The sequence below is a fragment of the Hymenobacter sp. R533113 genome, assembly GCF_056835965.1.
Window position 1 is genome coordinate 737,332 of sequence record NZ_JAKWBD010000013.1, and the last position, 25,914, is coordinate 763,245.

At 58.6% G+C, this 25,914-nt stretch carries 27 protein-coding genes; 6 read left to right on the top strand and 21 right to left on the bottom strand.

The features are described 5' to 3' along the window. Positions 1-20: 20 nt before the first annotated feature. The 7 genes from MKZ35_RS12285 to MKZ35_RS12315 all read right to left on the bottom strand — a co-directional run bounded on the left by MKZ35_RS12285 (position 21) and on the right by MKZ35_RS12315 (position 3,800). A complete protein-coding gene (locus tag MKZ35_RS12285) occupies positions 21-626 on the bottom strand; it encodes a DNA-3-methyladenine glycosylase I (RefSeq protein ID WP_482513570.1) in 606 nt (201 codons plus the stop codon). 149 nt (positions 627-775) lie between these two features. Further along, positions 776-1,096 (bottom strand): YegP family protein, encoded by a 321-nt coding sequence (locus MKZ35_RS12290; RefSeq protein WP_482513571.1) that lies wholly within the window; start codon positions 1,094-1,096, stop codon positions 776-778. Between the two features lie 40 nt (positions 1,097-1,136). After that, a complete protein-coding gene (locus MKZ35_RS12295) occupies positions 1,137-1,835 on the bottom strand; it encodes a PD-(D/E)XK nuclease-like domain-containing protein (protein WP_482513572.1) in 699 nt (232 codons plus the stop codon). Positions 1,836-1,935: 100 nt separating this feature from the next. Then, a complete protein-coding gene (locus MKZ35_RS12300; protein WP_482513573.1) occupies positions 1,936-2,643 on the bottom strand; it encodes a hypothetical protein in 708 nt (235 codons plus the stop codon). 71 nt (positions 2,644-2,714) lie between these two features. Then, on the bottom strand, positions 2,715-3,029 hold the full coding sequence (locus MKZ35_RS12305; RefSeq protein ID WP_482513574.1) for a DUF3846 domain-containing protein: 315 nt from the start codon (positions 3,027-3,029) through the stop codon (positions 2,715-2,717). Between the two features lie 47 nt (positions 3,030-3,076). Next, positions 3,077-3,484 carry a hypothetical protein gene (locus tag MKZ35_RS12310; protein ID WP_482513575.1) on the bottom strand — a complete coding sequence of 136 codons (408 nt, stop codon included), beginning with the start codon at positions 3,482-3,484 and terminating at the stop codon, positions 3,077-3,079. Further along, positions 3,477-3,800: a hypothetical protein gene (locus MKZ35_RS12315; RefSeq protein WP_482513576.1), complete on the bottom strand. Its 324-nt coding sequence runs from the start codon at positions 3,798-3,800 to the stop codon at positions 3,477-3,479. Before MKZ35_RS12315 ends, MKZ35_RS12310 begins: the two co-directional genes overlap by 8 nt. Before the next feature lie 166 nt (positions 3,801-3,966). On the opposite strand from MKZ35_RS12315, the gene MKZ35_RS12320 reads away from it, so the two are divergent. Then, entirely contained in the window at positions 3,967-4,326 is a 360-nt protein-coding gene (locus MKZ35_RS12320) for an SLOG family protein (RefSeq protein ID WP_482513577.1), read from the top strand. A 398-nt stretch (positions 4,327-4,724) separates the two neighbouring features. Here MKZ35_RS12320 and MKZ35_RS12325 read toward each other — a convergent pair whose 3' ends face one another. Together MKZ35_RS12325 and MKZ35_RS12330 are read right to left on the bottom strand one after the other, a co-directional pair. After that, positions 4,725-5,141, bottom strand: coding sequence for a hypothetical protein (locus tag MKZ35_RS12325; protein ID WP_482513578.1), 417 nt, complete (start codon positions 5,139-5,141; stop codon positions 4,725-4,727). A gap of 60 nt (positions 5,142-5,201) precedes the next feature. After that, on the bottom strand, positions 5,202-6,329 hold the full coding sequence (locus tag MKZ35_RS12330; RefSeq protein WP_482512062.1) for an IS110 family transposase: 1,128 nt from the start codon (positions 6,327-6,329) through the stop codon (positions 5,202-5,204). Between the two features lie 515 nt (positions 6,330-6,844). Here MKZ35_RS12330 and MKZ35_RS12335 point away from each other — a divergent pair. The 5 genes from MKZ35_RS12335 to MKZ35_RS12355 all read left to right on the top strand — a co-directional run bounded on the left by MKZ35_RS12335 (position 6,845) and on the right by MKZ35_RS12355 (position 8,926). After that, the gene (locus MKZ35_RS12335) at positions 6,845-7,126 is read left to right on the top strand and encodes a hypothetical protein (RefSeq protein WP_482513579.1); all 282 of its coding nucleotides are present in this window, start codon (positions 6,845-6,847) and stop codon (positions 7,124-7,126) included. Beyond that, on the top strand, positions 7,119-7,604 hold the full coding sequence (locus MKZ35_RS12340; RefSeq protein WP_482513580.1) for a M15 family metallopeptidase: 486 nt from the start codon (positions 7,119-7,121) through the stop codon (positions 7,602-7,604). The genes MKZ35_RS12335 and MKZ35_RS12340 overlap by 8 nt, the downstream gene beginning before the upstream one ends. A gap of 222 nt (positions 7,605-7,826) precedes the next feature. Next, positions 7,827-8,027: a hypothetical protein gene (locus MKZ35_RS12345; protein ID WP_482513581.1), complete on the top strand. Its 201-nt coding sequence runs from the start codon at positions 7,827-7,829 to the stop codon at positions 8,025-8,027. A 185-nt stretch (positions 8,028-8,212) separates the two neighbouring features. Beyond that, positions 8,213-8,512, top strand: a complete 300-nt coding sequence (locus tag MKZ35_RS12350) for a hypothetical protein (protein ID WP_482513582.1) — start codon at positions 8,213-8,215, stop codon at positions 8,510-8,512. 48 nt (positions 8,513-8,560) lie between these two features. Further along, positions 8,561-8,926: a hypothetical protein gene (locus tag MKZ35_RS12355; protein WP_482513583.1), complete on the top strand. Its 366-nt coding sequence runs from the start codon at positions 8,561-8,563 to the stop codon at positions 8,924-8,926. Between the two features lie 22 nt (positions 8,927-8,948). Here MKZ35_RS12355 and MKZ35_RS12360 read toward each other — a convergent pair whose 3' ends face one another. The 12 genes from MKZ35_RS12360 to MKZ35_RS12415 form a co-directional block, all read right to left on the bottom strand. Then, positions 8,949-11,282, bottom strand: a complete 2,334-nt coding sequence (locus MKZ35_RS12360) for a protein NO VEIN domain-containing protein (RefSeq protein ID WP_482513584.1) — start codon at positions 11,280-11,282, stop codon at positions 8,949-8,951. Beyond that, positions 11,260-12,909, bottom strand: a complete 1,650-nt coding sequence (locus tag MKZ35_RS12365; protein WP_482513585.1) for a sacsin N-terminal ATP-binding-like domain-containing protein — start codon at positions 12,907-12,909, stop codon at positions 11,260-11,262. Before MKZ35_RS12365 ends, MKZ35_RS12360 begins: the two co-directional genes overlap by 23 nt. 16 nt (positions 12,910-12,925) lie before the next feature. After that, the gene (locus tag MKZ35_RS12370; protein ID WP_482513586.1) at positions 12,926-13,798 is read right to left on the bottom strand and encodes a hypothetical protein; all 873 of its coding nucleotides are present in this window, start codon (positions 13,796-13,798) and stop codon (positions 12,926-12,928) included. Positions 13,799-13,809: 11 nt separating this feature from the next. Then, positions 13,810-15,858 carry a type IIL restriction-modification enzyme MmeI gene (locus MKZ35_RS12375; protein ID WP_482513587.1) on the bottom strand — a complete coding sequence of 683 codons (2,049 nt, stop codon included), beginning with the start codon at positions 15,856-15,858 and terminating at the stop codon, positions 13,810-13,812. A 195-nt stretch (positions 15,859-16,053) separates the two neighbouring features. After that, positions 16,054-17,001 carry an IS630 family transposase gene (locus MKZ35_RS12380; RefSeq protein WP_482512977.1) on the bottom strand — a complete coding sequence of 316 codons (948 nt, stop codon included), beginning with the start codon at positions 16,999-17,001 and terminating at the stop codon, positions 16,054-16,056. A 28-nt stretch (positions 17,002-17,029) separates the two neighbouring features. Then, a complete protein-coding gene (locus MKZ35_RS12385) occupies positions 17,030-17,923 on the bottom strand; it encodes an Eco57I restriction-modification methylase domain-containing protein (RefSeq protein WP_482513588.1) in 894 nt (297 codons plus the stop codon). Continuing rightward, complete coding sequence (locus tag MKZ35_RS12390) at positions 17,896-19,473, bottom strand: hypothetical protein (RefSeq protein ID WP_482513589.1); 1,578 nt, start codon at positions 19,471-19,473, stop codon at positions 17,896-17,898. Before MKZ35_RS12390 ends, MKZ35_RS12385 begins: the two co-directional genes overlap by 28 nt. 788 nt (positions 19,474-20,261) lie before the next feature. Next, positions 20,262-21,011 carry a DUF3800 domain-containing protein gene (locus MKZ35_RS12395; protein ID WP_482513590.1) on the bottom strand — a complete coding sequence of 250 codons (750 nt, stop codon included), beginning with the start codon at positions 21,009-21,011 and terminating at the stop codon, positions 20,262-20,264. A gap of 68 nt (positions 21,012-21,079) precedes the next feature. Then, positions 21,080-21,913, bottom strand: coding sequence for a hypothetical protein (locus MKZ35_RS12400; RefSeq protein ID WP_482513591.1), 834 nt, complete (start codon positions 21,911-21,913; stop codon positions 21,080-21,082). After that, positions 21,861-23,204 carry a helicase-related protein gene (locus MKZ35_RS12405; protein WP_482513592.1) on the bottom strand — a complete coding sequence of 448 codons (1,344 nt, stop codon included), beginning with the start codon at positions 23,202-23,204 and terminating at the stop codon, positions 21,861-21,863. Before MKZ35_RS12405 ends, MKZ35_RS12400 begins: the two co-directional genes overlap by 53 nt. Beyond that, positions 23,114-24,052 carry an SNF2-related protein gene (locus MKZ35_RS12410; RefSeq protein WP_482513593.1) on the bottom strand — a complete coding sequence of 313 codons (939 nt, stop codon included), beginning with the start codon at positions 24,050-24,052 and terminating at the stop codon, positions 23,114-23,116. The genes MKZ35_RS12405 and MKZ35_RS12410 overlap by 91 nt, the downstream gene beginning before the upstream one ends. A gap of 52 nt (positions 24,053-24,104) precedes the next feature. Further along, positions 24,105-25,913 (bottom strand): DUF1998 domain-containing protein, encoded by a 1,809-nt coding sequence (locus MKZ35_RS12415; protein ID WP_482513594.1) that lies wholly within the window; start codon positions 25,911-25,913, stop codon positions 24,105-24,107. Position 25,914: the final 1 nt, after the last annotated feature.

The window sequence follows — 25,914 nt, forward strand, 5'->3', positions numbered from 1 at the left end:
GCCCGATTGCCAATCCAACGTCAGGCTTCGAGCGGAAGCGCCCACTCGGCCGCGAGCTGGGCGCATTCGGCGTGGCGCGGGCAGGTGGTGAGGTGGTCGTTGACGAAGCCAGCGGTTTGCAGCAGCTGGTAGCAGCCCACGGGACCGAGCAGGCCGAAGCCGCGGCGCTTCAGCTCGCGGCTCAGGGCGTGGCTGGCGGGCGTGGTGGCGGGCAACTCGGCAGCCGTAGCCCACTGGTTGGGGTGCGGCTGGCCGCCCACAAAGGCGTAGAACCAGCGGAGCAAGGCCGCGTCGCTGCCCACTTCGGTGCGCAGCCGGAGCCACGCCTGCGCGTTCTGGCGGGTGGTTTCGGCCTTTCGGCGGTTGCGGATGACGTGCGGGTTGCGTAAGAACTCGCTGATGTCGTCGTCGGAAAAGTGGGCCAAGCAGGCGGGCTCGAAATTGCAGAGGGCATCCCGGAAGGCTTCGCGGCGTTTCAGAACCCAACCGAGGGGCAGCGCGGCGGCGAAGGTGTACAGTATCAGGTATTCGAACAAAATGGCGGGGTCGCTCACTGGCTCGCCCCACTCGTGCTGGTGGAAGACGCGGGTATGGTCGTCGTGGCTGAATTGGGGGCAAGGAGTCATGCTGCAAGGTAGGCTACCAAACGGGCGGACGCAGTGAGCCAACAGCAGTATCGAAGCCGTAGTTATGAATGATTTTACGGCCTTCGGTTCCTAACGCGAAAAGCCTGCTGGCAAGATGCCAACGGGCTTTTTTGCGTTCAGCAAAATGGTTAACTCAGGTCCTGGACGCGGGCCTCCGGGGCTTCGCGCAGCACGACCTGGATGCCGTGGTCGCGGGATTGGGCAGTAGTATATTTCTCGCTACGGCCGATGATTTCGCCGTTGGCGGCCACGTGGTTGAAACCGTATTGGCCGGCTGTGAAAAACGACTCGAAGCGGTTGGGCTGGCAATTGGCTTTCACGGCGCGAATGCCGTTTTCGCAGCTGGCTTTGGCCGTGTAGCCCTCGCTGGATTGCACTATTTCGCCGTTGTTGGCGCGCAGACGATACCAGAATTGGCCGCTTTTTGCAAATATTTCAAATGATGCCATGAGGAAAAAGGAAGTTGGGCGTGAAACGAATGGTAGCAAGTTAGGCGGCCTGCGCCAATGGTCCAGCTATGGCCAGTGGTGCGGCGACTTGAGGCAAGCGGTGGGTTTGTTGGGCATGATGCCGAAGTAAGGTGCTGTACTTCTTGCGGCCTTGCTCGATGAGGCCGGGCGTGGCGGTCAGCTCGACGCGCCAAACGTCGTGCGGGGCCTTCTTCTGCATGCCAATGATGAGGAAGCGGGTGGCCCCGAGTACGTCAAGATATAGGGCAGCTTGGCGGTCGTAGTCATATTTCTCGATGGTGGTGAGAAAGTGGGGTAGGTCGGGGCTGCTGGTGGTTTTGAAGTCGATAAGCGTGAGCTGGCGGCCGGCGCGGCTGCGCACTAATAAATCGGGACGGAGCTTCACCCCTACCCCTGTGGGGGTGTGCGTGGCGGTGTAGGACTGTTCGGCCTGGCCCCTATATAAAAGGTCGCGGCAGTAGCGTTGGCGGCGCACCTGGCGGGCCAGCTGCTCCAGGTCGGCCCACTTGATGCCGCGCTCCTCGGTGCGCGCGTAGTGCGGGGGCTCCAGCACGGCGGTATGAAAGTGGCTGCCGTAGGACAGGGCCACGGGGTTGAGCTGGCGGGGCTGGCCCAAAAGCCGGTTTTTGAGGGTACTCAGGTCGGTATTGCTGACGTGGGGTAGGGCGCGGTGCTGGGCCTGGGTCAGTTCGGGGTGATGGGTGATGGCGTGAAACATAGTGCTGCGCTATAATGCGGAAATGGAAATGAGCAACGATGAATTAGCCCGCTGGGGCCGCCCGGCCCTGGGTGGGACGGGCGGCCGGCGGTTGCTGCCGCTAGGCAGCGATGGGCAAGGCGGCCAGCTCGGCGGCGGGCTCCGGGGTGTGGGGGTCGTCCTCGACGGGCACGGTGTAGCCGTGCTGGATGCGCATATCGGCCGCGCCGGTGTAGGTTTCGGCGCGCCAGATGGGGAAGTCGCGGGCGAAGTCACGGCGGGCGGCTACCTCGGCCGCGTCGGCGGCTTCGTAGCTGAACTGGGCAATGTAGTAGGTGGCCGTTTTGTCCTCTTTGGTCGTCTGCTTCTTCTCGGCCGTGACCTTTACAACCACATCGGCCAGGGTGAGGTCGTCGTAAAATAGCGGCTCAATCAGGCGGTAAAGATTTTCGACGCTGTAGCCGTGGAAAAGCACGGCGCAGATAGCGCCCTTGTCATCGGCAAAAAACAACTCGGCCCACAGCTTGCGGCCCATGTTCAGAATATCATCCTGGAACACGCGCCAAGCCAGCGGAATAAAGGAAAGCGAGCTGCCGAGCGGCACGGTGCCATTGATGTTGAACTGGCCGGCTTTGGCGTCGAAGCGCACTTGGCGCGGGTGGCCGGGCAGGTAGCGGAAGCGCGCCACCTGCACGACTTCGCCCGTGGCCTCGTCCAGCTTCTCGGTGAGGTAAGCGGGCACGGCGGCGGCCGAGCTGGTGAGGGTTAAGGCGGGAGCCGCTACTTCTTTGGTGGTGGCGCTGCGCTGGGGTTTGGCTTTGGTGGACATGACGGTAATGGTTTGGGAGTATGAAATGAAAAAGGTGGGGCCCGTTGGCGGCCGGCCCCTGCGCCGGCTGATTATTTGAATTGCTTGTCGTGGCAGAGGATGGCGCGGCCGACGATGGAATCATGGCCCCGCGCTGCGGGCTGGTGGTGATACCAGAGGTAGGTAGCCAGCAGGTTGAGGTAGGCCGGGTTGCGGAACTTGCCCTCGTCGTCGATTATCAAAATCAACTCGGGCGTGAGGCGGACGACATCGACCAGGCGGCAATCGAGCAGCTGGTACAATTCATCCAGCTTGAAGCTGCGGCCGTTCCTGGGGCTGACCGGCTGCGGCGTGGCGCTGTGCGGGTCGAGCAAATGAGGTTGATAGGAAGTAACTGTTTGAGGCATGATGAGGAACTTTTATGGCCCGCGCCTACTTGGCGCGGGCCTAGTGGCTAAAAGCGGTGATACTTGGCGCGGGCCGCCTGCAGAGCAGCACCGGCCGGGCTGTCATGGAAGGCCGCGGCGGCAGCGGCATAGGCTGCGCGGGCCTGCTGGTAGCGCACGACGGCGGCGCGCAGCTGAGCAAAGCGGCCGGGGCCGGGGCAGTAGTTGTCGCGCAGCGCATACCGGGCGGCGCGGGCATCGAACAGAGCCGACTGCGTGCGAGACAAGGCCAGGCGAACGGCAACGGTGGCCGGGTCGATGGGGGCCGGCGTGGGCCGGGGAGCGGGCTGGGGCCGAGACGGGTACTTGGCCGCTAGCTGGTCTAGGGTGGCCTGCAAGGCAGCCAGCTTGGTAGCCAGTACGCCGGCAGCCGCGCCCACGACGGGCGCGGCTGGGGCAATGGCGACGCTAGGCATGAGCGGGCACCCCGGCAAACTCATCCTCGGCCTTGATAACCTCCCACACGGCCCCAAAAGCATAGCCGGGATAGGCAGCGCGCATGGAGCGGAACGCCTCGCGCAGCGCGTGAAACGGGCACTTGCCGGTGCCTTTGAAGTCCGGGCGGGGCTGCCCTTCGGCGGGCTGCTGGGCCAGCTTAAGGCTGATGTACCAAGAGGTGCCGCCCTGGTCGTAGGTGGCGGCGGACTGCGATACCCAAATGCCGGCGAACGGGCAGAGGGCGGGGCCTTTCCAGGCGGCAGCGGCAAGCTGCAAAAGTTGATTGGGTTGCATGGCTGTAGGTGTTAGCCGTGGGGTGCCCGCGCCGTAGGCCTCCGGATGGGCGAGTAGCCAGGGCCTTCCCGACTACCAAACAAAGATACAACTAAAAGCGACATAAACAAACTAAAGTTTTATAATAGTTGATATGACAGCAACTAATTTTTACGTATCTTTAATTATGGAAAAATACAAAAATAAAGCAGTGGCAGTAGTAGGCAGCCGGGGCGTTCAACACTGCGCGGCACTTGCCCGGCGACTGGCCGAACTAGAGCCGGCGGAAGTGGTAAGTGGCGGCGCGGCCGGCGTGGACGCCCTGGCGGCCAGCTGGGCACGGGCCAACGGGGTACCGCTGGTAGAACTGCGACCCGACTACGCTGCCCACGGCCCCACGGCCGCGACCCATGTGCGCAACGCCGAGATAGTGAAGCGGGCCGCGCTGGTGCTGGTGGTGTGGGACGGGCGCAGCAAGGGCGCGCTGAGCACCCTGCGGGCAGCGCGGCGGCTGGGGCGGCCCTGCGAGCTGCTACCCCTGGACTAGGGCGGCACCAGACGCACGGAACCGGCGGGCGCGGGCACCTGACCAAACCAGCTAGATGCCACGGCCAGGGGGATGGGGGCCGGCCTAGAGGCCCCCAATGAGCCGGCCCGAAGGGCACCCTATGAGGGTGTAGCGGCCGTTTTCAGGCTGCGGAACCCGAGGCCGATGACCGGGCTTTTTCAGCCTGGGCATGGTGGCGGGGGTTTGGGGTTCTCCCCAATGAAACCCTCCGCGAAGCGGGCCTTGCTTCTGCCTGCGTGGCTTGAACGCAAACTTTATTCGCGGGCGGCGGGCTTTTTTCAGCCTGCGGCCTGCAGCCGAATTGGGGAGGTGGCGACGGGTGGCGTGGGGCCTTGTTCTGGCCCTGCGCGGCCCGGCGGCGGTGCGGCAGGCAGGCGTCAGGGTGTGGGGCGGTGGGCCGACCAGCGGGAGGCGGGCCGCTTGGGTGGGCTGGCGTCAGGGGTTGCAACTGAAGTATCGGAGGTGCCGCGGCCTGACGCGCCGGGTGGGCATTGGGTAGGCTGGGCGGCAGGTGGCGGTGCCTGGTAGCTGTCGAATCGGGGCGGTGGGAAGAGCCGGGCGAATGGAGCGGAGGCAGCGGAGCAGCGCGAAGCCGACGGAGCGGAATTGAGCCGGGCGGGTGCGGCAGGTTGGCGGTAGCGGAGGCTGGCCGAAAAGAGCGATTGGAGCCATAGCAAGCGTAGCGAGCGACTGAGCGGAGGTACGAAGCGAAGGAGTGAACGTAGCGCAGCGTTGGCGGAAGGAGCGAAGAGAGGCGGGCTGGAGCGTAGAACGATGTCGCGCTGAGCAACCACTGAATGGGAGGAATGCGGCAGATACTGTGATGAAAAACAAGCCGGAGGGCCAATTTTTTGTTAGATTTGGGCTGTCAAAGGAGCGCCGTTTGGTGCATCCTGTGTAGCCTCGGCCCCGGTGGTCGGGGCTACTTTTTGCGGCAGGACCGTCGCCGGGTGATAGTGGGGGTTGTAGTCTTGGTCGTTTTTCCAGAGCGAGTAGCTGAGCAGGAGCAGTTTACGCATGACGGCAATCACGCCGACCTTGCCGTTGGGGGAGCGGGCGCGTAGCCGGGCATAAAAGGCTTTTTGCTGTTCGTTGTAGCGCAGGCTGCTGACGGCCGGCAGGTAGAGGGCCGTGCGCAGGCGGGCGTTGCCGCGCCGGGAAATGGCCGTGGGCCGGGCCAGGTTGCCGCTCTGGCGCTGCACCACGTCCAGGCCGGCATAGCTGGCCAATTGCCGCTCGTTTTCAACCAGGGCGAAGCCACTGGTTTCGGCCACGATGGTCACGGCCGTGGTTAGGCCGATGCCCGGCACGCTCGTGAGCTGGGCCAGCTTGCGGGCCAGCGCGGGCGTGGCGTCCACCACGGCCGCGGTTTGGGCGTCAATCTCGGCCATTTGGGCTTCGAACAGGGCCTGGCGCTGCTGCAAGCGTTGCAGGGCCAGCGGGTCGGGCTCGTAGCTATGGGCGTAGGCGTGGGCCCGGTTCTTGGCCTGAGCGGCCTGGGTGCGCAACGCGGCCCGCTCGCGGGTGAGCGAACGCAGCTGGCGCATGGCGGGGGTGAGCGGCTGCCAGGCCGGCAGCTGGCGCTCCAGCCCCAGGCGGCAGAGCAGGCGCGCGTCCAGCGCGTCGGTCTTGCTTTTCTGCTCCGTGCTGCGGGCAAAGTGCTTGACCTTGTTGGGCAAGAGCACGCTCAAGGCCTGCTGCTGGGCGCTGAGGTAGTAGGCCAGTTCTTCGTAGTACACGCCCGTGGCCTCGACCACGAACCAGAGCGGGCGCTCGGGTTCGGCTTGGCCGGCGGCCACCCAGCGGCGCAGGGCCTCGAAGCCGGCGGCGTTGTTGGGGAATTCGACCACTTTGCCCAGGCGCAGGCGCTGGGCGGCGTCGATGCTGCCCAGGCAGGCGGCAAACGTGGCCTTGGCGATGTCGATGCCGACAACATACTTGAGCAAGACGGGCGGCGGGGCGGCCGGGGCTGTGGCAAGCATAACAAAAGGGAATAAAAGGTGGAAAACAGGCCACCCGCAAGGTTTTCACCGCAACTTTCCTCGTTTCATGCGGGATGCCGCCGCTGCCGGGGCTCCCTTTATACTGTCCAGTCTTCGGGCAAAAACAGAAGGCGGGGCACAGTCTCTGTCGCCCAGCATCACCGCCGAATGGCGGCGTGCTTATGGATGGGTGGTGACCCCGCCTTCCTTGCCGGTAACGCCGATAATTTACGGCAGCACAATCATACGAAGGATGGGAAGGGCGCGACCAATGGGAGCGGTGCGTAGCACGGCAGCGAAGCGGACCCCTGGACAGCCTGGCCCCGGCTCGTAGCAAAGCGGAGGGCCGGGGAGCCGCCCAACTACGGCAAATCAAAATCATGCTTTTCAGCTTACTTAATAAAATACAATAAATTGAATAATAAAAGTCACACCTGCTATGCAACCAAAATTGCTTATTCAGTGTAGATTTGCAATGCCAATAATGACCAGCAACTTTTATAGACCTAACAACCATGTTTAGCAGCACGAAAGCCGGGCACTTGGCCCACATCGGCATGACGGCCTTGCTTGGCCAGGTGGCCAGCCACGAGCTTGTTCCGCCCGACCCTACGAAAATCGAGAATTACGGCCGCCTGATAATTCAGGCGCTGGTGGCTATTGTCACGATTTGGGCGACGGTGCGCAAGGCGTTGCAGCGGCCCGAGGAAGTGATGAAGGTGCCGGCGGAAGCACGACCAACCCCCAAGGATTCAACTGGTAGCAACGAACGAAATGGCAACGCTGGCCTTGAGTGACAAACCGGTCGGGAGCGGAACACCCCAGCCGGTGGGCACACCGGCCAAGCGGGTAGCCCCGCGGCTGAACGTGACGCAGATGGTGCGGCAGGCGGCGCGGCTGGCGGAGGTACGGGCGGAGCTGGTAGCGGCGTACCAGGTGGCGCTGCGGCGCTGGTCGGGCGACCCGGTGTTGCGGTTGTTGGGGTTGCCGATTGTGACCGAAGGGTACCGGTCGCCAGAACGGCAAGATGAGCTGTACACTCGCGGCCGGAGCGCGCCGGGGCCGGTGGTGACGTACAAGCGCGGCGGCGAATCGAAGCACAACACGCTGCCGAGCCGGGCGCTGGACGTGGCCTTTCTGCTGGCCGATGGGTCGGTGTCGTGGTCGGGGCTACTACTGAGCATGTTTGCGCGGTTGATGAAGGCAGCGGATGCGCGGGTGCGCTGGGGCGGGGATTGGCCGGGGTTTAAGGACAGACCTCACTTTGAGGTGTAAAGAAAAACGAAACGAGCGGGCCAGATGGTCCGCTCGTTTCGTTTGGATGGTGCGTTGGCTACGCGGGAATTACGGAAGACCAATAAAAATTTAATAATCATACAGTCAATATTTTACCTTATAAGCAGACAATTTCTTTAGCACACTTTAAACTAAATTTATTAGTAGTGTTGTATACTTGCGGCAGCTAAACAACCAAAAATGCTTAGTCGCATTTTCTGTATGAACCATGTTGTTATTCTTGGTCCGGCCTACCCCCTGCTGTCGGCGCAACCGCTGCCGCTGGTTGACATGGTGCTGCCTGGCGGGTTTTCGTGGCCAGCCGCCGACTATGAATCGAAACTAGTGGATTTGAACCGGCTGATGTTGCGGCACCCGGACGCTTCGTTTCTGACGGGGCCATTGAGACTAAAAGAGCAATAGCTACCAAAACCCACTTTACAGTTACTGAGCTTCCTTCACTGCCCCCTTACCGAAACGGGGATGGATACGCTTGTGCCTTTTCCTACCTCTCACCTCCTACCCTCTCTTCGATATGGAGAAGCCTGACAAGTAAGAAAGATGACCCAAGCCAGACGATTAGTAACCACTTATTCTACTGTACAGCGATGGGAAATACAACTTTTGTTCTGGGGGCGTTCATTGCGGAGCGGCCGGGATTGGAGCGGGAAATCGAGATTTCCCGGCCGGATGAAGTCGCGCCATGGCGGCTGTCGCTACCGGCCCTGCTGGACCAGCGGCCGGTGACGCCTGCCTTGGTGAAATACGTGGCGACGCGCTACTTCGAGGAAGCCTACGACGACGCGAAGCGGGTAGGGTGGCTGGGCGTGGTGGCGGTAGTGTGGGTAGCACTGGCGCAGGCGAATGGCGAAGAATTCATGAAATGGAACGGGCAGCTGGTGGCGTAAAGCCCCGCGCAGCTGCTCCCTGATTTTTACTTACTGAACCTGTTTTTTATGAAGACCCCACGAAAGAAGGCCGCCTCACAACCCTTGCGGAAGAAGCAGTACCTCACGCCGCCGGCGCACCTGCCGGGCAGCCCGGCGCAGTACGAGAGCCGTCGCGGCTTTACGCGGCGGCTGCACAACCGGCGCATTAGCGTCATCACCACACCGACGGGCGGCTACCAGATTCACCTGGCGCTTGCCCTGCAGCCGGGCCAGGCGGATGAACTGCGCCGGCAGGGGCACCACGATACCATTGGAGACTATATTCTGCGGGACCGGGTGCGGTACTCGGTGGTCACGCTGTCAGCCGAGGCGTTTGAGGCGGCGGTGTGGTGCTGGGAGCAGCTGAAAGAGCGACAGCAGCGCAAGCGCTGAACGAAAAGACAAGGTATATACGCTAACCCTGTAATTGAATTGGAGTAAGCATCAATTCACCCAGCTTGATTTTGCTACTAGGATTGGTGATAATGTCAATCTTGACCGAAGCAGTAATGCCCGCACTTGTAACACGGTAAATTTCGTATTTCTCGCCTTGTTCGAACATCAACTGCCATTCGTGTTTGGACATATAAATGACGTCTTTGGTTGAAGAAGGAGTGCCCTTTACCTCGATATATTTTTCTACGCCATGATGGACAACTTTAAAATCGTAGGGCTTACCGCTCTCTCCGTCTTTATTCTGCCATTCGACGTTTGAAAAGTCAGCGTTGTTATTAACAAAAAAGCTGTATATCAATTCTTCACTCCATCTACCGACTTCGAACCTGACCCCCTGGTCTTTGATTTCCGAGTGGCCTGCCACTGAAGTTTGAAGGGTTGGCAGGAACGTACGTGTATGTACCTGGACGCTCCCTAAGTCGATTTCACTAGCTGAAACCTCTGGACTAAAACCCTGCTCATAACCATAATCTAATACATCAGAGCCCTCACTATCAACAAGCTCATCCGCATCTTCGTCCAAAGCAATTTCTTGCTGAGCGACATTACCTAAATTTGCACCACCTATCCATGTGTGAGCCAGCCCCAACTTTTCGGCAGGCACCCCTATATCGAGCAACCATACCGGAATTTCTCCAATAGGCAGTTCAAGCAGAACCCGTAGCTCCTCATTCAGACCATTGATTTTCAAGAGGCTGCTTAACTCCCGAAGAAGGTTAAACACAGTAAGTGGGTTACTTCGCCAGCTGCCCTTGAAATACAAGGCGCCATTTCCGTCCTGAAAGACGTTCATAGCCTGGCCCCGATGGGTTTCACCTTGGAAAACCAATGACAGATAGATGGCTGATGCACTATAAAAGGTAGTTCTGACCAGAATATCTTTCATTCGAGTAAACTCAGCTTCTGCACTCTTGTAGGTCTTCTTCTCAATGAGTAATGCCAAATATGGCAATACGCTTAATAGTCGTGCTTTGAGCTGTGGACTTTCCGTCTCTGCTTCTACTTCTGATTGAAACTCTTCAATGCTTTGGATTTGAAGCAATGACAGGAACTGTGTGAATTCAGGGGATTTTGAGTCGCAATTTTCAGGGACGTACAGGGGCTTCAAAGAACCATTGAGTACGTTGAAACCGTCACGCTTAATCCACTTCAAGCTTGATGCTATCTCGAAAACACCGGTCGTAGCTAACAAGTGATGCTGGGTAGACCATACATGAAGCGTGGCCTTATCGGCAGTTGAGCACTCGGAAATGAAAGCGGCTAATTTATTATAAATCAGACCTATTCTTTTCCGTTCGGCCTTACTAACCTCTCCCCCGTCATTCTCAGCAGGCTTAGCGATACTCTCCAGGATTTTCAAATAATCAGACAGTTCCAGCTGTTTCTTGAAGTCCAATAAGGCCTTCCAGTTGTCCGGCATTTGTTGGCCATAATCGAATACCGGCAGATGGGCACCAGCTAATTCATTTATTTCCTTTAGGTTAATATAAACCTGGGAGGCTTTTAAACAGGTACGCTGCGTTGTGGGAAAAACCGCGACATTTTTCAAGAACCAGTGAAAATAGTTCGTCACTCTTTCAATGCTACCGTACATTCCCCAAGGAATGAGTGCATGCGGTTTTACTTGGTCTAGCTTGACCGTCTTAAAAACCTGCTCCCAAAACAGCTTAGAAAAATCGTACTTGTGAGCATAATGCGAAGAACGAATCTTATCGAGTGAGACATGATTAAGCTCAGTTATCCAGCTCGGATAACCATTTTTAGCTTTACCCTCTTTTATCACCAAGTCGAAATACTCCCCTTCAATCACGCCCGTCGTATCGGTTTTTTTACATGAGGCATAAATGAGCGAGATATTTTCACTCACCCCGATTTTCAGGAAGAAGGTCTTCCATTCGCTGGTAAAATCCTGCGGCTGCTTGTACTCAGCGGAAACATACTCTGCGAGTTTATTTACCTGCTCCAGTTTAAGGGCTGGCTCGTACAAATCGGATAGGTAGCAATCTTTTGCTGCAATCAGCTTGCCGTTTGAACACAGCAAACGGATGTCTTGTAGTTTAGCTAGGTGAGCTTGTGATAATGTTCCTTTTTTATTTTGATTGAATAGATATCGGGTCACCTTCTGGAAATTCTCCTTGGTGATACACTTCTCAATATTGCCAATAATTTCATTTTCGAGGTAAGCGGTATAGGATGGCTCTTTGACGCCTAGTGATTCGAGCCAGTTTTTTAGGTCGGCATTGCTTTCAAGCTTGGCGTAGGCAGTGGGGTTAATGACAGAGACTGTTTTCACCAAACTCTGTCTGGAAGCTACTCAGGGAAGGGAAGCAGATGGTAGCGGGCGATTTAAGCTCCTCGTCATCACTGTAAATGAATGGTATAAGCTTCAGCTTGTGATTCCATTCACCCGAGCTATCGAATTTGGTGGCTTTCTTGAAGAAGTACTCGATGAGGGCATGATTATCCTCGACCTGGTGGCTGGCGGTAAATGTGTCAGACAAAAAGAATTGCTCCAGATTGTCCGCGTCGAAGAAGGTAGCACCAAGCGGGCGCAGCTTATTCATCTGCTGCAGGTCGCGGTTGGCGAAGGAATCCGGGTCGAATGACTTCCCGGTTTTGTCGTTGACGAAGGTCACGACGGCTTCCGTAGACAGGAAGGGTAAGCTGGCAAGGCCGGTGTCATCAATTACGACTTCACTGACCTGCTTTAGACTTAACGTATTGGATGGAATGAATGCCTGGGTAGCAATGGCAGCGGCGGCACTGGTTGCGAAAGCACTCTTAAGCTCGTGGCCGCTACCAGCAAAGGCCGGAGGCAGCAGGTGCAGAATTTCAAAACGATGACTGGTCAGGGCCAGCTCCTGCAGCCAGTCGAACAGCTTGGTAGCTACGACCCCGATTAGCCACTGGTTCCAAATCCGGTCTTCGTGTAGGGCTTCGCGGGCCGCATTGGTCAAGAAGCTGCCGTTGACCAGGAAGGGAAAAGCAAAGTCTGCAACTTTAGTGGGGAGGTAGGTGAATACCAGGCTTTCATCACCTTTCAGTGCTCTGATTCGGTCACTTTCGACGCGGGCAGCAAAGGCTATTTCGGTAAACTCCGCTTCTTTCAGCTTGAGCGGGGTTTTCTCGTCCTTTTTCAACTCCTGCCGGGTGTGGACGTCGATGGGGATGCTATCGAAATACTTGACCAGCCACGAGCTGATTTCCTGCGTGTTCTTCCATAAGGAGACTCGCTGAAAAGCGGATTCCGGACTGGCAGAAGTTTTGGAAATGGTGTAGTGGTCCACACCGTTTATTGAAACTGATATCTTGGTTACCCGACGTAAAAAGAGCAGAATCTGAGCATTGCTCAGCAACTCTTCCAACTCGGCCTGGAGGCTGGCCGTTTCGGAAAGATATATTACGGTCGATACCTGGTATTTTTCCTGGGTCAGGTATTTTACAGCATCGGAATCCAACTCGGTGCCTTCCGTCCAGATGGGGATTACCTGCCAAGGAAGCCGGGTTTGGTGGTGGGCCTTCTCAAATCGGAAATTGTACCCATCGGAAAAGATGCCTACCCAATTAGATTTGCCAAACACAGACTTGAAGCCAATGCCCTTGTACCCGGTTTTAGTAGGGTCGGCCTCCTTTTCACTCGCGCCTGCACTGGTGATGGCGCGGATGTCGGCTTCGGTGAACGGCTTTCCGTTGTGCGAGACAACGATGTAGTTGTCGTAGAAGTCAAAATAAACCTCGTTCTCCGTGCCTTGGGAAGAATCGTCGGCATTTTGAATAAGCTCGAATACAAACCGCTGGCTTTCGGAGTAGATGTCGCTGGAAACGGTATCTAATAGATTCGCTGCCATCTCCGCCTGGCGCGGGTGGTTATAGTTAGAGCACTCGGCGGAAAGTGCTTCGATAAAAGCTTGCTTACTCATTTTGTATTTTTTGTGACTATTGACGCTGGTCTCGCTGGATTGGAAAGGCAAAGTTTATTTCTACCCAAGCTGTAGGCAGCCGAATTGTGCTATTGCGCCCCTGCTGGTTAAGTTCAGCGCGCTCGTTATTGATACTAGGTTGCGTAGGCCTGTCTACTGGAAATCCATTCACAAAAAAGGTGAGGGGCTCCTTCTTTGCTTCCACCAATTCAGCCGTTAACTGAGCTTCGGTAGCTATTCGACTGGCATCGTCGCTGGGAATGCCTTGCTGGCACGTAAGCCAGAGTACGAGCCACTCCGACAAAGTATACCAGTCCCGGGCATCGAACTTCTTGCTTTGCTGTCCGGGCCTGGTGAACTCGGCCAGCAGCTCGGTACTTGCCTTAATTCGGTACTCCCCCGCTGTTTCATGTGCATACAGCACGAAGCTGCGGTTTGCAAAAATGCCGGCTTGCAGCAACTGGGTTCTGGTTAGCTTGGCTTCGTAGTTGTCTCCCTTTTTCAATTGAAACAAGGCAGTTTTAGAAAACAGATGCTTGGCACCTGCTTTTCCATTCCATGCTCTCTCATCAAAGATATTGACGGCAACAGCCAAATCAGCCCCGTACTTATCTACCTGCTTTTTACCCTTCCGGTGTAATAGAAATAGCCGACGGTCAAGAGAATAAGCCGGTGAGCGCCACGGTGGGCATGGATTGTACACCAGCTTTTCAACCAGGCGGCTCATGAGGGCCACCTCGTCGAGGGGGCGGCCACGTAGCCAACCGCGCATTGCCTGGTAAGCGGCGCGCACACTAAAGGCCACTGCTTTGTCCAGGTTTAGGTAGTTTTTGGCCGAAACCGGAGGTGGAGGTACCGGCACGGCGGGCGGAGGTGGCAGCTTAGGCATAAATGGAGCCGCTACTGCTTTTTAGCTGAAGGGGTGATACGGGAGTGTTCGCCTTGCCCGCGGGGCACCAGGTCGTTTTGGCGGATGAACTGGAAGCCCCACGCCCACTCTTCGGCGCTGATACGGAGCTTGCTGTCGTGCCAGGCGGTGGTGGCTTCCTGCTGGATGCGGGCATCGGTGAGGGCTGGGACCTGGTCGAGGAGCAGGTCGTTCCAAGCCACGTAGAGGGTGGCGACGATTTCAGCTTGTTGTGAGCTGAGGGGACGGAGCAGGCCCAGCACCCGGTTGATTTCGGGCTGGTACTGGCCCCAGTAGCCGGCGAAGTACTTCTGGTGGCCACCGGCTTTGGCGAGGCGCTCGTAGCGCACACCGCCACCGGGCAGGCCCACGGGCTTGTACCATTTCTGCTGCTCGAACTGCCGGTCGAGGGAGCGACTGAGGGCGTTGTCGTAGGGGCCAGCGGCCTGACGGTAGTAATGGGTGTCGAGGTCTACTTCGGGCAGGACGTGCAGGTCGAGTAGCACCATGCCTTTCATGAGCTTGACACGGCCGAAGCCGGGGGAGCCGTGCAGCTGGTGGATGACCTCGCCGCCCAATACGGTGCGCTCGAAAGGCGCGGCCCGGCGGGATGGGCGCGCTGCGGATGCGGGGGCCAGCTCTTCGGTTTCAGGAAGGCTCTCGGGGAAATCGAGGGGTGCGGCGGTCATCACCACGACTGGCTCGGCGGAGGTGGCGGCGGCCTCGGGCGCGGTGGTGAGGGGCAGCTGAGCGGTGGCCTGGGCTTTGGTTTTGCGGGCGGGCTTGGCGGTTTTGGTGGCCAGAGCCAGGGCCGCTTGCTCGGCTACTTCGCGAGCGTGGATTTCGTGGTTGAGCTTTAGGAGGCGGCTGAGTACCTCGCGGCGGGCGGCGGGCGAAATGGTATAGCGCACCCGGTCATTCTCAGGCAGGTATTCCTGCTCGTGGAAACCGTGTTCGAGGTTCAGGCCGGACCAACCGTAGGCGGCTGCCACGGCTTCGTCCATCTGGCGGTGCAACTCGCGCAGGCGTAGCAGGCGCTGGTGCAAGGCCGGGGCGTCGGCGGTGGCGGGGAGCTTAGCAGCTTTAGCCAGGGCGGCCGGGGTAAGGTCGGGGGTGTGAAAGAGGTTGTAGGTTTTGGTTAGGCCGAGGTTCAAATCCAGCATGAGTTGGCGGCGGTGCTCGTGGTAGGTTTCGCCTATAAGGTCTAGCGTCGCGTGGGTCTCGACTGAGATGTTTTGAGGAAAAGGAAAATTTTCAAACGCTTTCGTTGGAATGTATCGCAGGGTGCTTGCGCCCATTGTTGAAGCATACTTCCACGACCAATGAACATGAAAATTGCTTAATAAAATCGATGCGGTTAACCATGAGTCATCAGCAATGACTTTTACGGTATTCATAAATACCTTATCAGTGCTGACAGCGGCAAAAGTGCAATACTTAGTAACCTCTGATGTAACGAGCACTGACTTACGGGTGCTTATCGTTTGGTACAATTTAGCGACTCGCTCAGCATATTGCCACCACCTGGTTTTATAAGATGCACGTTTTACCGTCTCACGGTGTGGTCTAACATACTTTTTTATATGTTCAAAACAATCCGGGTAGTTATTCTCGCAAAATGCCTCATCCCAATCTTGAAAATCAATGATTCTTCTACTTGGTCCTTGGTCGATGCTATTATTTACATCATCACCATTTAAATATGGTTTGATGACATCTCTGTTCCTTTCGTCTGAAGTAATAAAGTACTCTGCCTGCTTATCAGTCAAAATAAAACCTGTTCCATTTACCACTGAGCCAACAAAGCTTCTATTGCTATTGCAAAAAAGTGTAAAAGGGGCATCTGCTTTTTCGGAACTATCTAGATAAGGCGCTATGTAATCAACTTCTTGGTCGGATAAGTATCTGCGCCCCTTCCAAACTTGTTTAGTTATAGTTATCAACGCCACATCTACAGCTGCCTCTCCTGGCCATGCCATGCTTTTTACAGCATAATTTATCTCGCCACCCTCACTTAGTATTACACCTAAGCTTCCTTCCATAGTTGCTCCCTGGGCAATTGACCCAGTTGCAATAAGTGCTTGAAAACCTTCGGGCCTCAGTAACGAGAATGTTCTCCTAAAAAATACCCTACTAAGTCTATTGCTCCTGCCGGTGCGAACTCTGTCACCAACCAGTTGAGATTATCATCCCCATACGAACCACTCAGCTTCTTATGACCTAGAGCAATTTTCAGGTTAGTGTACGTGGTAGCCACAATGGTCAAACCAGTTTTTCGCGTCGGCTTCGGTCACCCATTCGATGGCCGTTTGGATGACCGTCTCCAAGGCGTCGCGGGTGCGGGCCTGGGCCGTGCGGAGCCAGGTTTTGAGCTTGCTGAAGGCGAGCTCAATGGGGTTGAAATCGGGTGAGTACGGCGGCAAATACAACAGGCGGGCCCCGCGGGCTTCGACGCGTTCGGCCAGGCCAGCCACTTTGTGGGCCGGCAGGTTGTCGAGCACGACCACGTCGCCGGGCACGAGCGTGGGGCCGAGCACCTGGTCGAGATAGGCGGCAAACACGTCGCCGTTGAGGGCCCCGCTCACGGTCATGGCCGCTTGCAACCCGTTCGGAGTCAGCGCCGCCACGAGCGTCACGTTCGGTCCGCCGTGCAGGGGCGTGGCTTGCGGGGCGCGCTGCCCGCCTTCGGCGCGGGCGTAGCGGCGGCAGTAGGTCAGGTTGGTGCTGGTTTCGTCCACAAATTTGAAACAGGCAAACTCTTCGGCTTGCACGTCTTCGAGAAAGGCCGCCCGCAAGGCCCTCACGCGCTCGGTATCACGCTCGGCGGCGTGGACGCTCTTTTTTCGCCGCCAGTCCAGCGCCTGCACGGCGCGGCCCATCGTGGCTGGGCTCACACTCGGGCCGCCCAGCGCGGCCACCCACACGCGCAACTCGTCCAGGGTCGCGTCGGGCTGCTGGCGCAAGCAGGCCGCCAACTCGGCGCGGGCTGCCGCGTCCAGCAACGGCGCGGGGCCGCTGCGGTGGGGCAGCGCGGCCACCGACCCACTCGCCCGCTGGCGCTGGCGCAGCTTTTCGACAAACGAGACCGAAACGCAGAACCGGGCGGCGACGGCGGTTTGCGTGGCACCGGGCGCGGCGCACGCCGCCGCCACCCGCTCCCGTAAATCATTCGAATACGCTTTCATATCCAAAAGATACGCCCAAACCCATACATCAACCTAAGAATCGCTCTAAGTATGGCGGATTACCAATTATCACATCAAACCCTCCATTCCCTTCCATCACATCGGGAAACTCCAGAAACCAGTGGAAGAACCGCTTTTCCGTGGCGGTTTCGGTAGCGTAGGCGGCGGCTATGTCCTGAATGGAATGCTTGCCGGTGAGGTGGCGGCGGTAGGCCGCATTGGTCAGGATACGGTCTTTGGTATTGGGCGTTTTGGCAGTGAAGAACGGCGCTACTTGTAAATGAGCCAATAGCTCAAGCCGTTGCAGCTCAGGGCCGCGCAAACGACTATAAGCCTGGGCTTTGGCTTCCACCTGAGCGGGCGTGTGGTCAGGCATGGAACGCACGGCCTCGGCCTGCTGACTAATTGCGCCCAAGCTGCTATCAACGGATTGCTGAAAGTCGGTAGCCGTTTGCACTAGGTTTTCACGCTCCAGCTTGTTACGCTTCCGAAAGGCGCTGGCAACCTCTTTGTCGTCGCCGGGCAGGGTTTTGAAGGCCTCGGTGGCGATGCCGCGCTCTAGGTCTTCAGCGCGGGCCAGGCCCACGATGGCATTGCCGCAGCGGATGTGGTGGTCGAGGAAGTTGAGGGGCTCGCCGGAATTGTGGCCTTCGAGCCAGAGGGCCACTTTGCACAGCTCAACGGCCAGGGGATTGTAGTCGACACCGTAGATGCACTGGCTGATGACTTCGCGCAGGGCCTGACGCATGGCGGTGGGGCTGGGCTGGTCTTCCTGGGTGCGGACGCGGGCCACTTCCACGGCCAGGCGGCGGGCGGCGGAAAGCAGCATATGGCCACTCCCACAGGCTACGTCGCAGATGCGAATGGAAAGCAGCGCGGCGGCTTGGGCCTGGGCTACCTCACCCCCCAACCCCCTCTCCAAAAAGAGGGGGAGCCGGACGACTTGGCTACGCTGGCTTTTTCTAGTACCTGGGCTTTGGAGGTGGTCAGCTTGTCGGTGATGACGTGTTCGAGGGAGTGGCGGATGAGGGGCTGAACGAGCTGTTCGGGGGTGTAGTGCGAGCCGCTGGCGGCGCGGTCCTTGTCATCCTTGTGCAGCACGTAGGACCAGCGGCCGGAAGTTGCAGCGCTGATGATGGGCTGGTAGTCGAGCAGGCCTTCGTACACGGAGCCAAACTCCTCCACGTCGAGGGCCCCGTAGTTGACGCGGGTAATCTGGTTGGTGGTGGCGTGGCGGAACACGGTGAGGGCGCGTAGGCAGCCCAACAGCACGTGGTTGGGCAGTTGGCAGTCGATGAGGGTGCCCAGGGCGCGGGACCCAAACAGCTCGCCGGCCAGCGGCCGGATGCTGAGGGGCGCGCCCTGGCTCTCGCTCTCAAAGAGGCGGAAGGTGCGCACGAGGCCTTGCCAGAGGTCGGCGAAGCGGGCATCGTGGGTGAGGTGGGGCTGCTCGCAGAGGTGCCGAAGGCGGGCCAAGCTGTAGTACTTCTGGTAGAGCTGCTCGTGGGCTTGCTGGGTGGCAGAGGCCTGGCGGGCGGCTTCGTCGCCGGGGGCGGGCAGCGCCGGAAACAGCAAGTAGCGCTCCTCGATGACGAGCAGAAACAACAGGCGGTACACGAGACGTAGCAGGGCGTGGTGGTACTGCTTGGGGGTTAGCTTCTCCTGCTCCAGCAACTCACGCAGGGCGGCGTTGTCGGGGTGCTGCACGAAACCATTGCCGAAGGCCGTGAGACACTGAAACACGGCCTGGCTGAGGCCCTCGCGGATGCGGGAGCCGGACTCCAGCGCGTCCTGGTGGTAGTGCTCGATGAGCGAGTCGGCTCCTTTGTCTTCGGCGGCGGGCAGGCGGGTGGCGTGCAGCAGCCGGTAGAACACGGCGAAATCGGCGAAATGGTCTTCGTCGAACATCCGCTCCAGGTCGAACTCGACGAAGCTCAGGCGCACAAGGCGGCTGCTGTCGCGCAGCAGGCGCAGGCGCAGGCCGTTGGTGACGAGGCCATAAAGGTGCTCGTGCAGGTTGAGGTATTCCTGCACCAGGGCGTGGGGCGACAGGCGGGGGCCACCGGACTCGCGCTTTTTGTCGAGCGAGTCGTGGAAGCCCATCACGTGAAGGGGCAGGTTGCCGCGGCCGGCATCGGCGTGGCTGATGGGGTAGGTTTTATCGTCGAGGCGGGGGGCGTCGCGCAGCAGTTCAGGGTTGTAGCCGAGCAGACCCAGCAGGGGCAGCATCCAGTAGCGGCGGGTTTCGGCGGTACCCGACTTGTCGGGGGCCACATTCTCCATCTGGCGCTTGAACACGCGCCACAGGCCCTGGGCATCGGTCCAGGCCCGGACTATCTCCTCTTTAACCTTGGTGGTGGCGGGCAAGCCAAAATCGGCGGGGCGCTGGCCGGTCAGGTCAGCATTTTCGAGCTTGTCGAGAATGTCGGCCGAGAGGATGGAACCCTCGATGCGGATGGTAGGGAAGCGCATAGGAGAATCATCCCCGCAGCCGGCCGATAGATACCCCTTCCCTAGCCCTGGCTCCGGGATGGAGCGAGGACGAAATTGCGCAGTGGCGAAACCAATAAAACCTTCCAGCTGGCGCTACTCCTCGGCCGCTGATGCAGCGGAGGAAGTGAAGCCTTCTGATGAAAAGGTCCCGGGCTGGCTGGCCGGCTGAATGATGCAGCTTTGAAGTTAGTGGGTAATAATTTGAGCGTTAGACTGGTAGCAGGGGACGTGATGAAAGAATCGTGGACGAGGGAGAAAGCAAATGGAAACAGCGGGATGCCAGGGGTATGCAAGATAGTTTGCGGATGATTGCCGGGGAATTTTATTTTCGCTGGCACGGAGGCACCCGTTGTTCCTCTTTTCATCAACAACCGACGGCCCGGCGGAACCCCACCCTGTTGGCCCCTCTCCTATGGATTGGGAAACCGGACGACTGACAAACCAATCAGGGGCTACTGCAAGGCATAAAAAGCATGACTTCCGAAGGATAACAGGCCTTACACTTGGTTACATTTTGCTTTACTTTGCTTGACTTTAGCTTACTTTCCTTTACTTTTACTCAACTTTTCGGAGTTAAGCAGCGTTTAGTATTTGACTTCGAAGTGGTGCAAGCCATTGAAAAAGTCGGCGGTCGTGCTCCCGCTTGATAGTAGCAGTGGACCGGGGTTTCTCGGTCGGCGGTGTAGTTCCCGCATCATTGAGAACTAGTGGGCTGGGGTTTCCCGGCCGGCAGGAAGCAGCCTTCGGGCTGGCTTCCTGTTCTCATTTTAGGGGGTAGGGATAATGCACAGCCCGTGGCTGGGGTCGAGGTGGGTGCTAAGGACTTCGAAGGCGGGGTTGGTATTGCGGGCAGCCAGTACGTGCCGGGCAATGGGATAAGCCAGCAAGTCGGCCAGCTGGTGGCCGTTGAGATTGTCGGACTTGGGCCGGAAGTCGATGGTGGGCGCATACGCGGCAAGCTGGGCAGGCGTGAGATGCGCGGTACCGAGTTGCAGAATGCGCTGGAAGTTGCGGGCTAGGTCCTGGTCTTCGCGCTTACCACGGCGTTCGAGCACCAAGTGCAAGGGAGAAGGGGGACCAGGCAAGCGGGCCAGCAGCAAAACGGCATTTTCGAGCAGCGTGGACAGGGCAATGGCGTAGGCATCCTCAGTGAGGCGGCCGACTTGCTCCACATAAGCAGCTTTGCGCACCACAACAGCGAGGGACAGGTAGGCCTGCTCCTGCACCACCGCGTTGATGGCATCATAAAATGCCTGCCGTAGCTGGGGCACCTGCAGCCAGGTAAACGCCCCGGTTTGCTTACGAATGTCGCGAGAGTGCAGAACGGTTTGCTTGCCGCCGCAAAACGTTACTTTCAAGTCATTCAGGGCACGTCGCACAGCCTGGTACTCGCTGTTGGACACCAGCACCCCGCACAGGACGAACAGCGGAAAGTCGCGGTTGATGATAACCAGGTTGGAGTCGCCGCTTTCGTCAACGTAGAGTGTGTAGGGTTCAGGGGTGGTGATATCGGGCATTTACTCAGATGGTGGGTAGACTAAGGTAAGGTCAGGACTATGGAATTGTTACCCGCTCAATTCATGCACTAACTGCCTACCTGCAACAAAGGCAACAAGACGTACAACCCCATCACATCCATTGGCAGCACGGGCGTGACAACCTGGTAGCGGTTGGCCTTTACCACGTGGCTGAACCGGTCATGGGCAGCCACCAGGTTTTCGGCACGTTGCTCAGCCACTTGGTTGAAGGCCGTTTCGAGGTCGGAGAGGCGGGCCAGCTCGCGGGTGAGGAAGTTGGCGTGGGCTTCGGGGGAGCTGGGGTCGGGGCCGGGAACAGCCAGGAACAATAGGTCGCGGGCTTCGTCGTGGGTCAGAAAGTTGGCCTCAGACGGGCTGCCCCGATACCCCCACAGCAGCATCTCCTCGGCCACGAGCTGGCGGCGGGAAGCGCGCTCGGCAATGACGTTGCGAACCCGGAAGAGCAGCAGGGTGGTTTTGGTGGTGACGGCGGCAGTGCGGAGTACGGCGGCGCGGGCAGGTGCCTGGCCCTTGCGATACACGGCGTTAGCCAGCAGTGCCTGGCAAAGCTGCTCGACGAAGGGGTGGTTGCGGCCCAGGTACTGATGACCGGCAGGCGTGGGCGACACGAAGCTGACCGACACGGTTGGCTGCCCGGCGAAGTGACTTTGCAGCTCGGCGGGCAGGTTGGTGGTGAACAGCGTATAGCCGGCGCCTTCGCCGGTTTTGGTACGGTGCGGAGTGATTTGGGCCCCAAGCAGCGCGGGCAGCGCCTGGGTAACAAAGGCTTCGACGGCAGCGGGGTTCCCAATGGCCTCGTCGGCCAGGCGAAGGTCATCGGATACTTCGTCAGGTTTGATGGCGTTTTGGGCGAAGATGGAGCGGGACTTTTTCCAGCTCAACGGCCGCCCGGTATTCGCTGTCTACCTTCTGCTCCTGGCGGCGCACCACGTCAGACTCGCCGAAGTCGAGGCCTAATTGAACAGCGGAAGGCGTGGCAGCCTGGGGACTGAGTAGCACGGCGGTTAGTACGGCATCCATAACCGTTTTGCTGTCTTCGGGGAAAGGCACGGTGATGCCGGTGGCCTTGCGGATTTCCCGGACTTTCTGCAGGATGACGCGCAACACCACGCCATCGATGGGGTTGTCTTTGCCATAGAGCAGATAGGCTTTAACGCGGGGAGCGGGCTGGCCGTAGCGGTCAACGCGGCCCTCGCGCTGTTCGAGGCGGTTGGGGTTCCAGGGCAGGTCGTAGTGCAGCACAGCGGAAAACAGATGCTGCAGGTTGATGCCCTCGCTGAGGCAATCGGTGGCGACGAGCACCCGCATGGGGGCACTGGCCATGTCCTCAATACGCTGGCGACGTACCTCATCGGGGTCTTCGCTGGTAACAGTTTCGACGCGCACGGCCTGCCGGCCCACCTTGGTGAGGTGCTGATGCAGCAGGCCACCCAAGTATTTGGCAGTGGCGATGTAGCGACAGAAGATGACGGGGTGGAAGCCCTCGCTCAGCCACTGGGTAATGAGCGTGAGGGTTTCGGCAGCCTTCTGGTCTTTGGCGATGCCCTGCAAATCCTCCAGCTTGGCCACCAGCTCACGAAGCTTGGCTTGCTGGGAGCTGGTGAAATCGGTGCGGCTCACTACCTGGGCGGGAGTATAATCGCCTTCAAAACCAAAATCATTGTCCAGCACGGGATTGGGCTGGTCAGCAGCAGGGTCGGCTTCGAGCGTTTCGGGGGCGATTGGCACAGCATCTTCCCCAACTGGCTCGGGACGGGCATTCTGCTGGCGGTTGCGCAGCATCTCGACGCCGGCGGCGGGGCTGGACATCACGCCACGCAGCAGGGCCAGAGCCGTCCAGTAATGAAATTTCTGTTGCCCGCCGCGCAGGCCCTGGGCCGACTTGGTGAGGTGACGGGCCAGGGCCAATACGTCGGCATAGACTTCGCGGTAAGCAGGGGCCAGCGCGTAGCTCCGCTCATCGGGCTCGCGGGTGGGAAAGGGCGTGTCTTCGCCCAACCACTGCTCCACGTCGGCACGGCGGCGCTGCACGAAATGACGGGCCAGCTCCTGACGCTGGGTAGCAGTGGCATTGGGAATGTCTAGCGTTTCGAAGCTGGGGTTGAGCAGGCCCAGCAGGGCGCTAAACTCTTCGGGCTTGCCGCTGTGTGGGGTGGCGGTAAGCAGCAGCAAGTGCTGGCGGGGGTTAGCGGCCAGCTTATGCAGCAGGTGGTAACGCTGCTGCTGGCTTTTTGGGCTCCGGCGGGCTTGGTGGCGGTGTGGGCTTCGTCGACGATGACAAATTCGGGGCACTCGCGCAGGAATACGTCGCGCCGGTCGCCTTTGATGTAGTCGATGGAAATGACCTGGTACGGGTAGTGCTGGTACACGCTGGTGACGTGGCCGGGCACCTCGCGGTCGAGCCGGGCCTGGGTGTTGGAGCGGATGACAACAGCTTCGATGCCGGCCTTGTCGCGCAGCTCAGACTGCCACTGCTCGCATAAGTGAGGCAGGCAGATAACGGCGAAACGCTCAATTTCGCGACGTTCCAGCAATTCTTTGAGAATGAGAATGGCCTCTACCGTTTTGCCCACGCCCACGTCATCGGCCACGAGCAAGCGCACGGGGTTGGGGCGCTGGCGCAAGGCCATGATGAGCGGCACCATCTGATAGGGCCGCGGCCGAAAGGAAAGCTTGGCCAACGACCGGAACGGGCCGGCTCCGCTGCGAAACGAAAGGCGGGCGGCGTTGTACAGCAACCTTGCGGAGGCAAAATCGCCAAGGTCTTCCGGCACGGGTTTGGGAAACTCGGCTGAGGTTGGCAAGTCTTCTTTGAAGGCCAGCGGCAAATAAATACCGGTGGTTTCCTCTTCACTCCCGCCCAAAGGGCGAATCAACAATAACTCGTCGGGCTGGGGGAAGGCATGACGACCCAATCGCGGCTTCGGACGTGGACCAGGGAGCCAGGGGCATAACTCATAACAGAAGGAAAACAGGAGCAGAAACAGGAATTGGGTGCTGCCAGCCTCGTACAGCGGCATCGTAGCGGGATGGACTAATTAACAGCGTAGAACACGTCGGGGCGCTTGGCGGTCATCTCTTCCAAAGAGTCGGCGTAGTGGTACACCAGCACCTCCTCCCCCGGTTTTCGATGGCCTCCCGGAGCAGCTTATCCTGCGCTTTTTGGGCAGGCTCGTCGTGGGGAGTACCATCGCAGAAGACCCAAATGCCCGGCTCATAATAAAAGTCAGGCTGGCAGTAAATGCCATCAACCCGGTGCTGGGCTTTGTCAGGTAGGCGCAGTTTATGCTTTTTGAGGTGGGCGAGGAACTTGCGCTCAGTACTGGAACTCTTGTCGTGTGCTTGCCAAAGGTGCTCGTACTGCTGCTCGTAGCTGTCGAAATCAGAGTTTGTAAGCAGCTGGATGTCGCAAGCCACCAGCTTTTCGAGGGCATCCTGAATTTCGAAACGGTCGATGAGCAGATGGTCGCGCTGATTGTAGTAGCTAAGCAGGTCGTTGTAAGAGGCAGGCTCGCGGTAGTTGGGGTCGTCGAAACGGCACAGGCGCTGCGCTTCGGCCATCACCTGATGGAAGATGTCTTTGTCGTGGACGAATTGAGCCAGCACACCCAAGCTGCCCTCCGCGCTTTCGTAAAGGAAGATGTTGCGCCCCTCCCCCATCAGTGTGACGCCAATCTCATTGGATTCGACCTGAAAGACATTTTCGATGGCTCGCTTGATGGCGTACTGAAGCGTGACCACGCCTTTGTCGGACAGTGCCAAGGCAGCAATGGGCTCCAGGTACAACGCATCGGCCGTATCGGTCGTGAACAATTGAATACGGCGGGGCGGCAACTGCCCAGGCGTGACTCTGGCCGTGGGGGCAGCATTCTCGCGCATCCATTGACCAAATACCATATCAACTAAAAAACCCTGCTCACGAGCGGAGCGCCATTTGCGGTTTACTTGAACCAGCTGAGCGGAGGGAATGTAGCGGATGTGCAAAAAGGGCTCGGCCGCAGCCCGGGCTTCGGCGCGTACTACGGTGTGCATTCCGCCGGGCACGTTGAAATACGTTTCAATCTGAAATCCTTCGGAACGGCGCTCTTCTTCTTCGCAGGAAATACGCTCTATTTCTTCGCTGCGGGTTTCGGTCATTTCTACCAGTACTTCCCCGAATTCCTCTTTGGAGCTGGCGTTGTCGAGCGGAGTATTGCTAAACGGGCAGACGTTGCGGGTCAACTCGGCACCGGTCAGGAAATAACCGGCCGCCCGGCTTACGCGGGCAGACTGCAGGCTTTGCTCCAGGTTGGAAATCTGAAGCTGGTCGATGCGGAATTTATTGCCGTTGTGATAGACAATGTTGCGCGGACCAAATTCGCGCAGGGCCACGAAGCGGGGACGGGAGATAAATTCACCGTCGAAGTCGCCTTTGGGCAAGAAGGTGCGAATGGGCAGGCGGGTAAAATTGTAACCGGGCAGAAACCCTTCGGCCGCCAGATAGCGGAAAGGATAGAATTCGGAGGCAGCATTGTTTTGCCGGCCCAGGTCGTTGCGCAATAGGTCGCGCTGCTTGGTAGCCTGGCGCTCGAGGCGGAAAGCACGCTTGCGCTCCGGCGTACCATCGAGGTAAATGTTCTGGCTAATAATGGCCTGAGCATCGCGCAACTGTACTTCGGCGGCCTGGTATAAACGCCGCCAGCGGTTTAGTGTGCGATTTAAAACACTGGGCACCTGGTCGACGTGCAGGTTAATCCAACTCAGGGAGTACTTGGACTGCACAGCCGTGGGAAGCCGGGCCACGATGCGCTGAAACGCACCCCGAATCCGGGATTTGGCTGCGTCGGTGGCCTCCAGGGATGCCCGCACCGAGTCCTTCAGGAGTAAGTCGGGATGCGACATC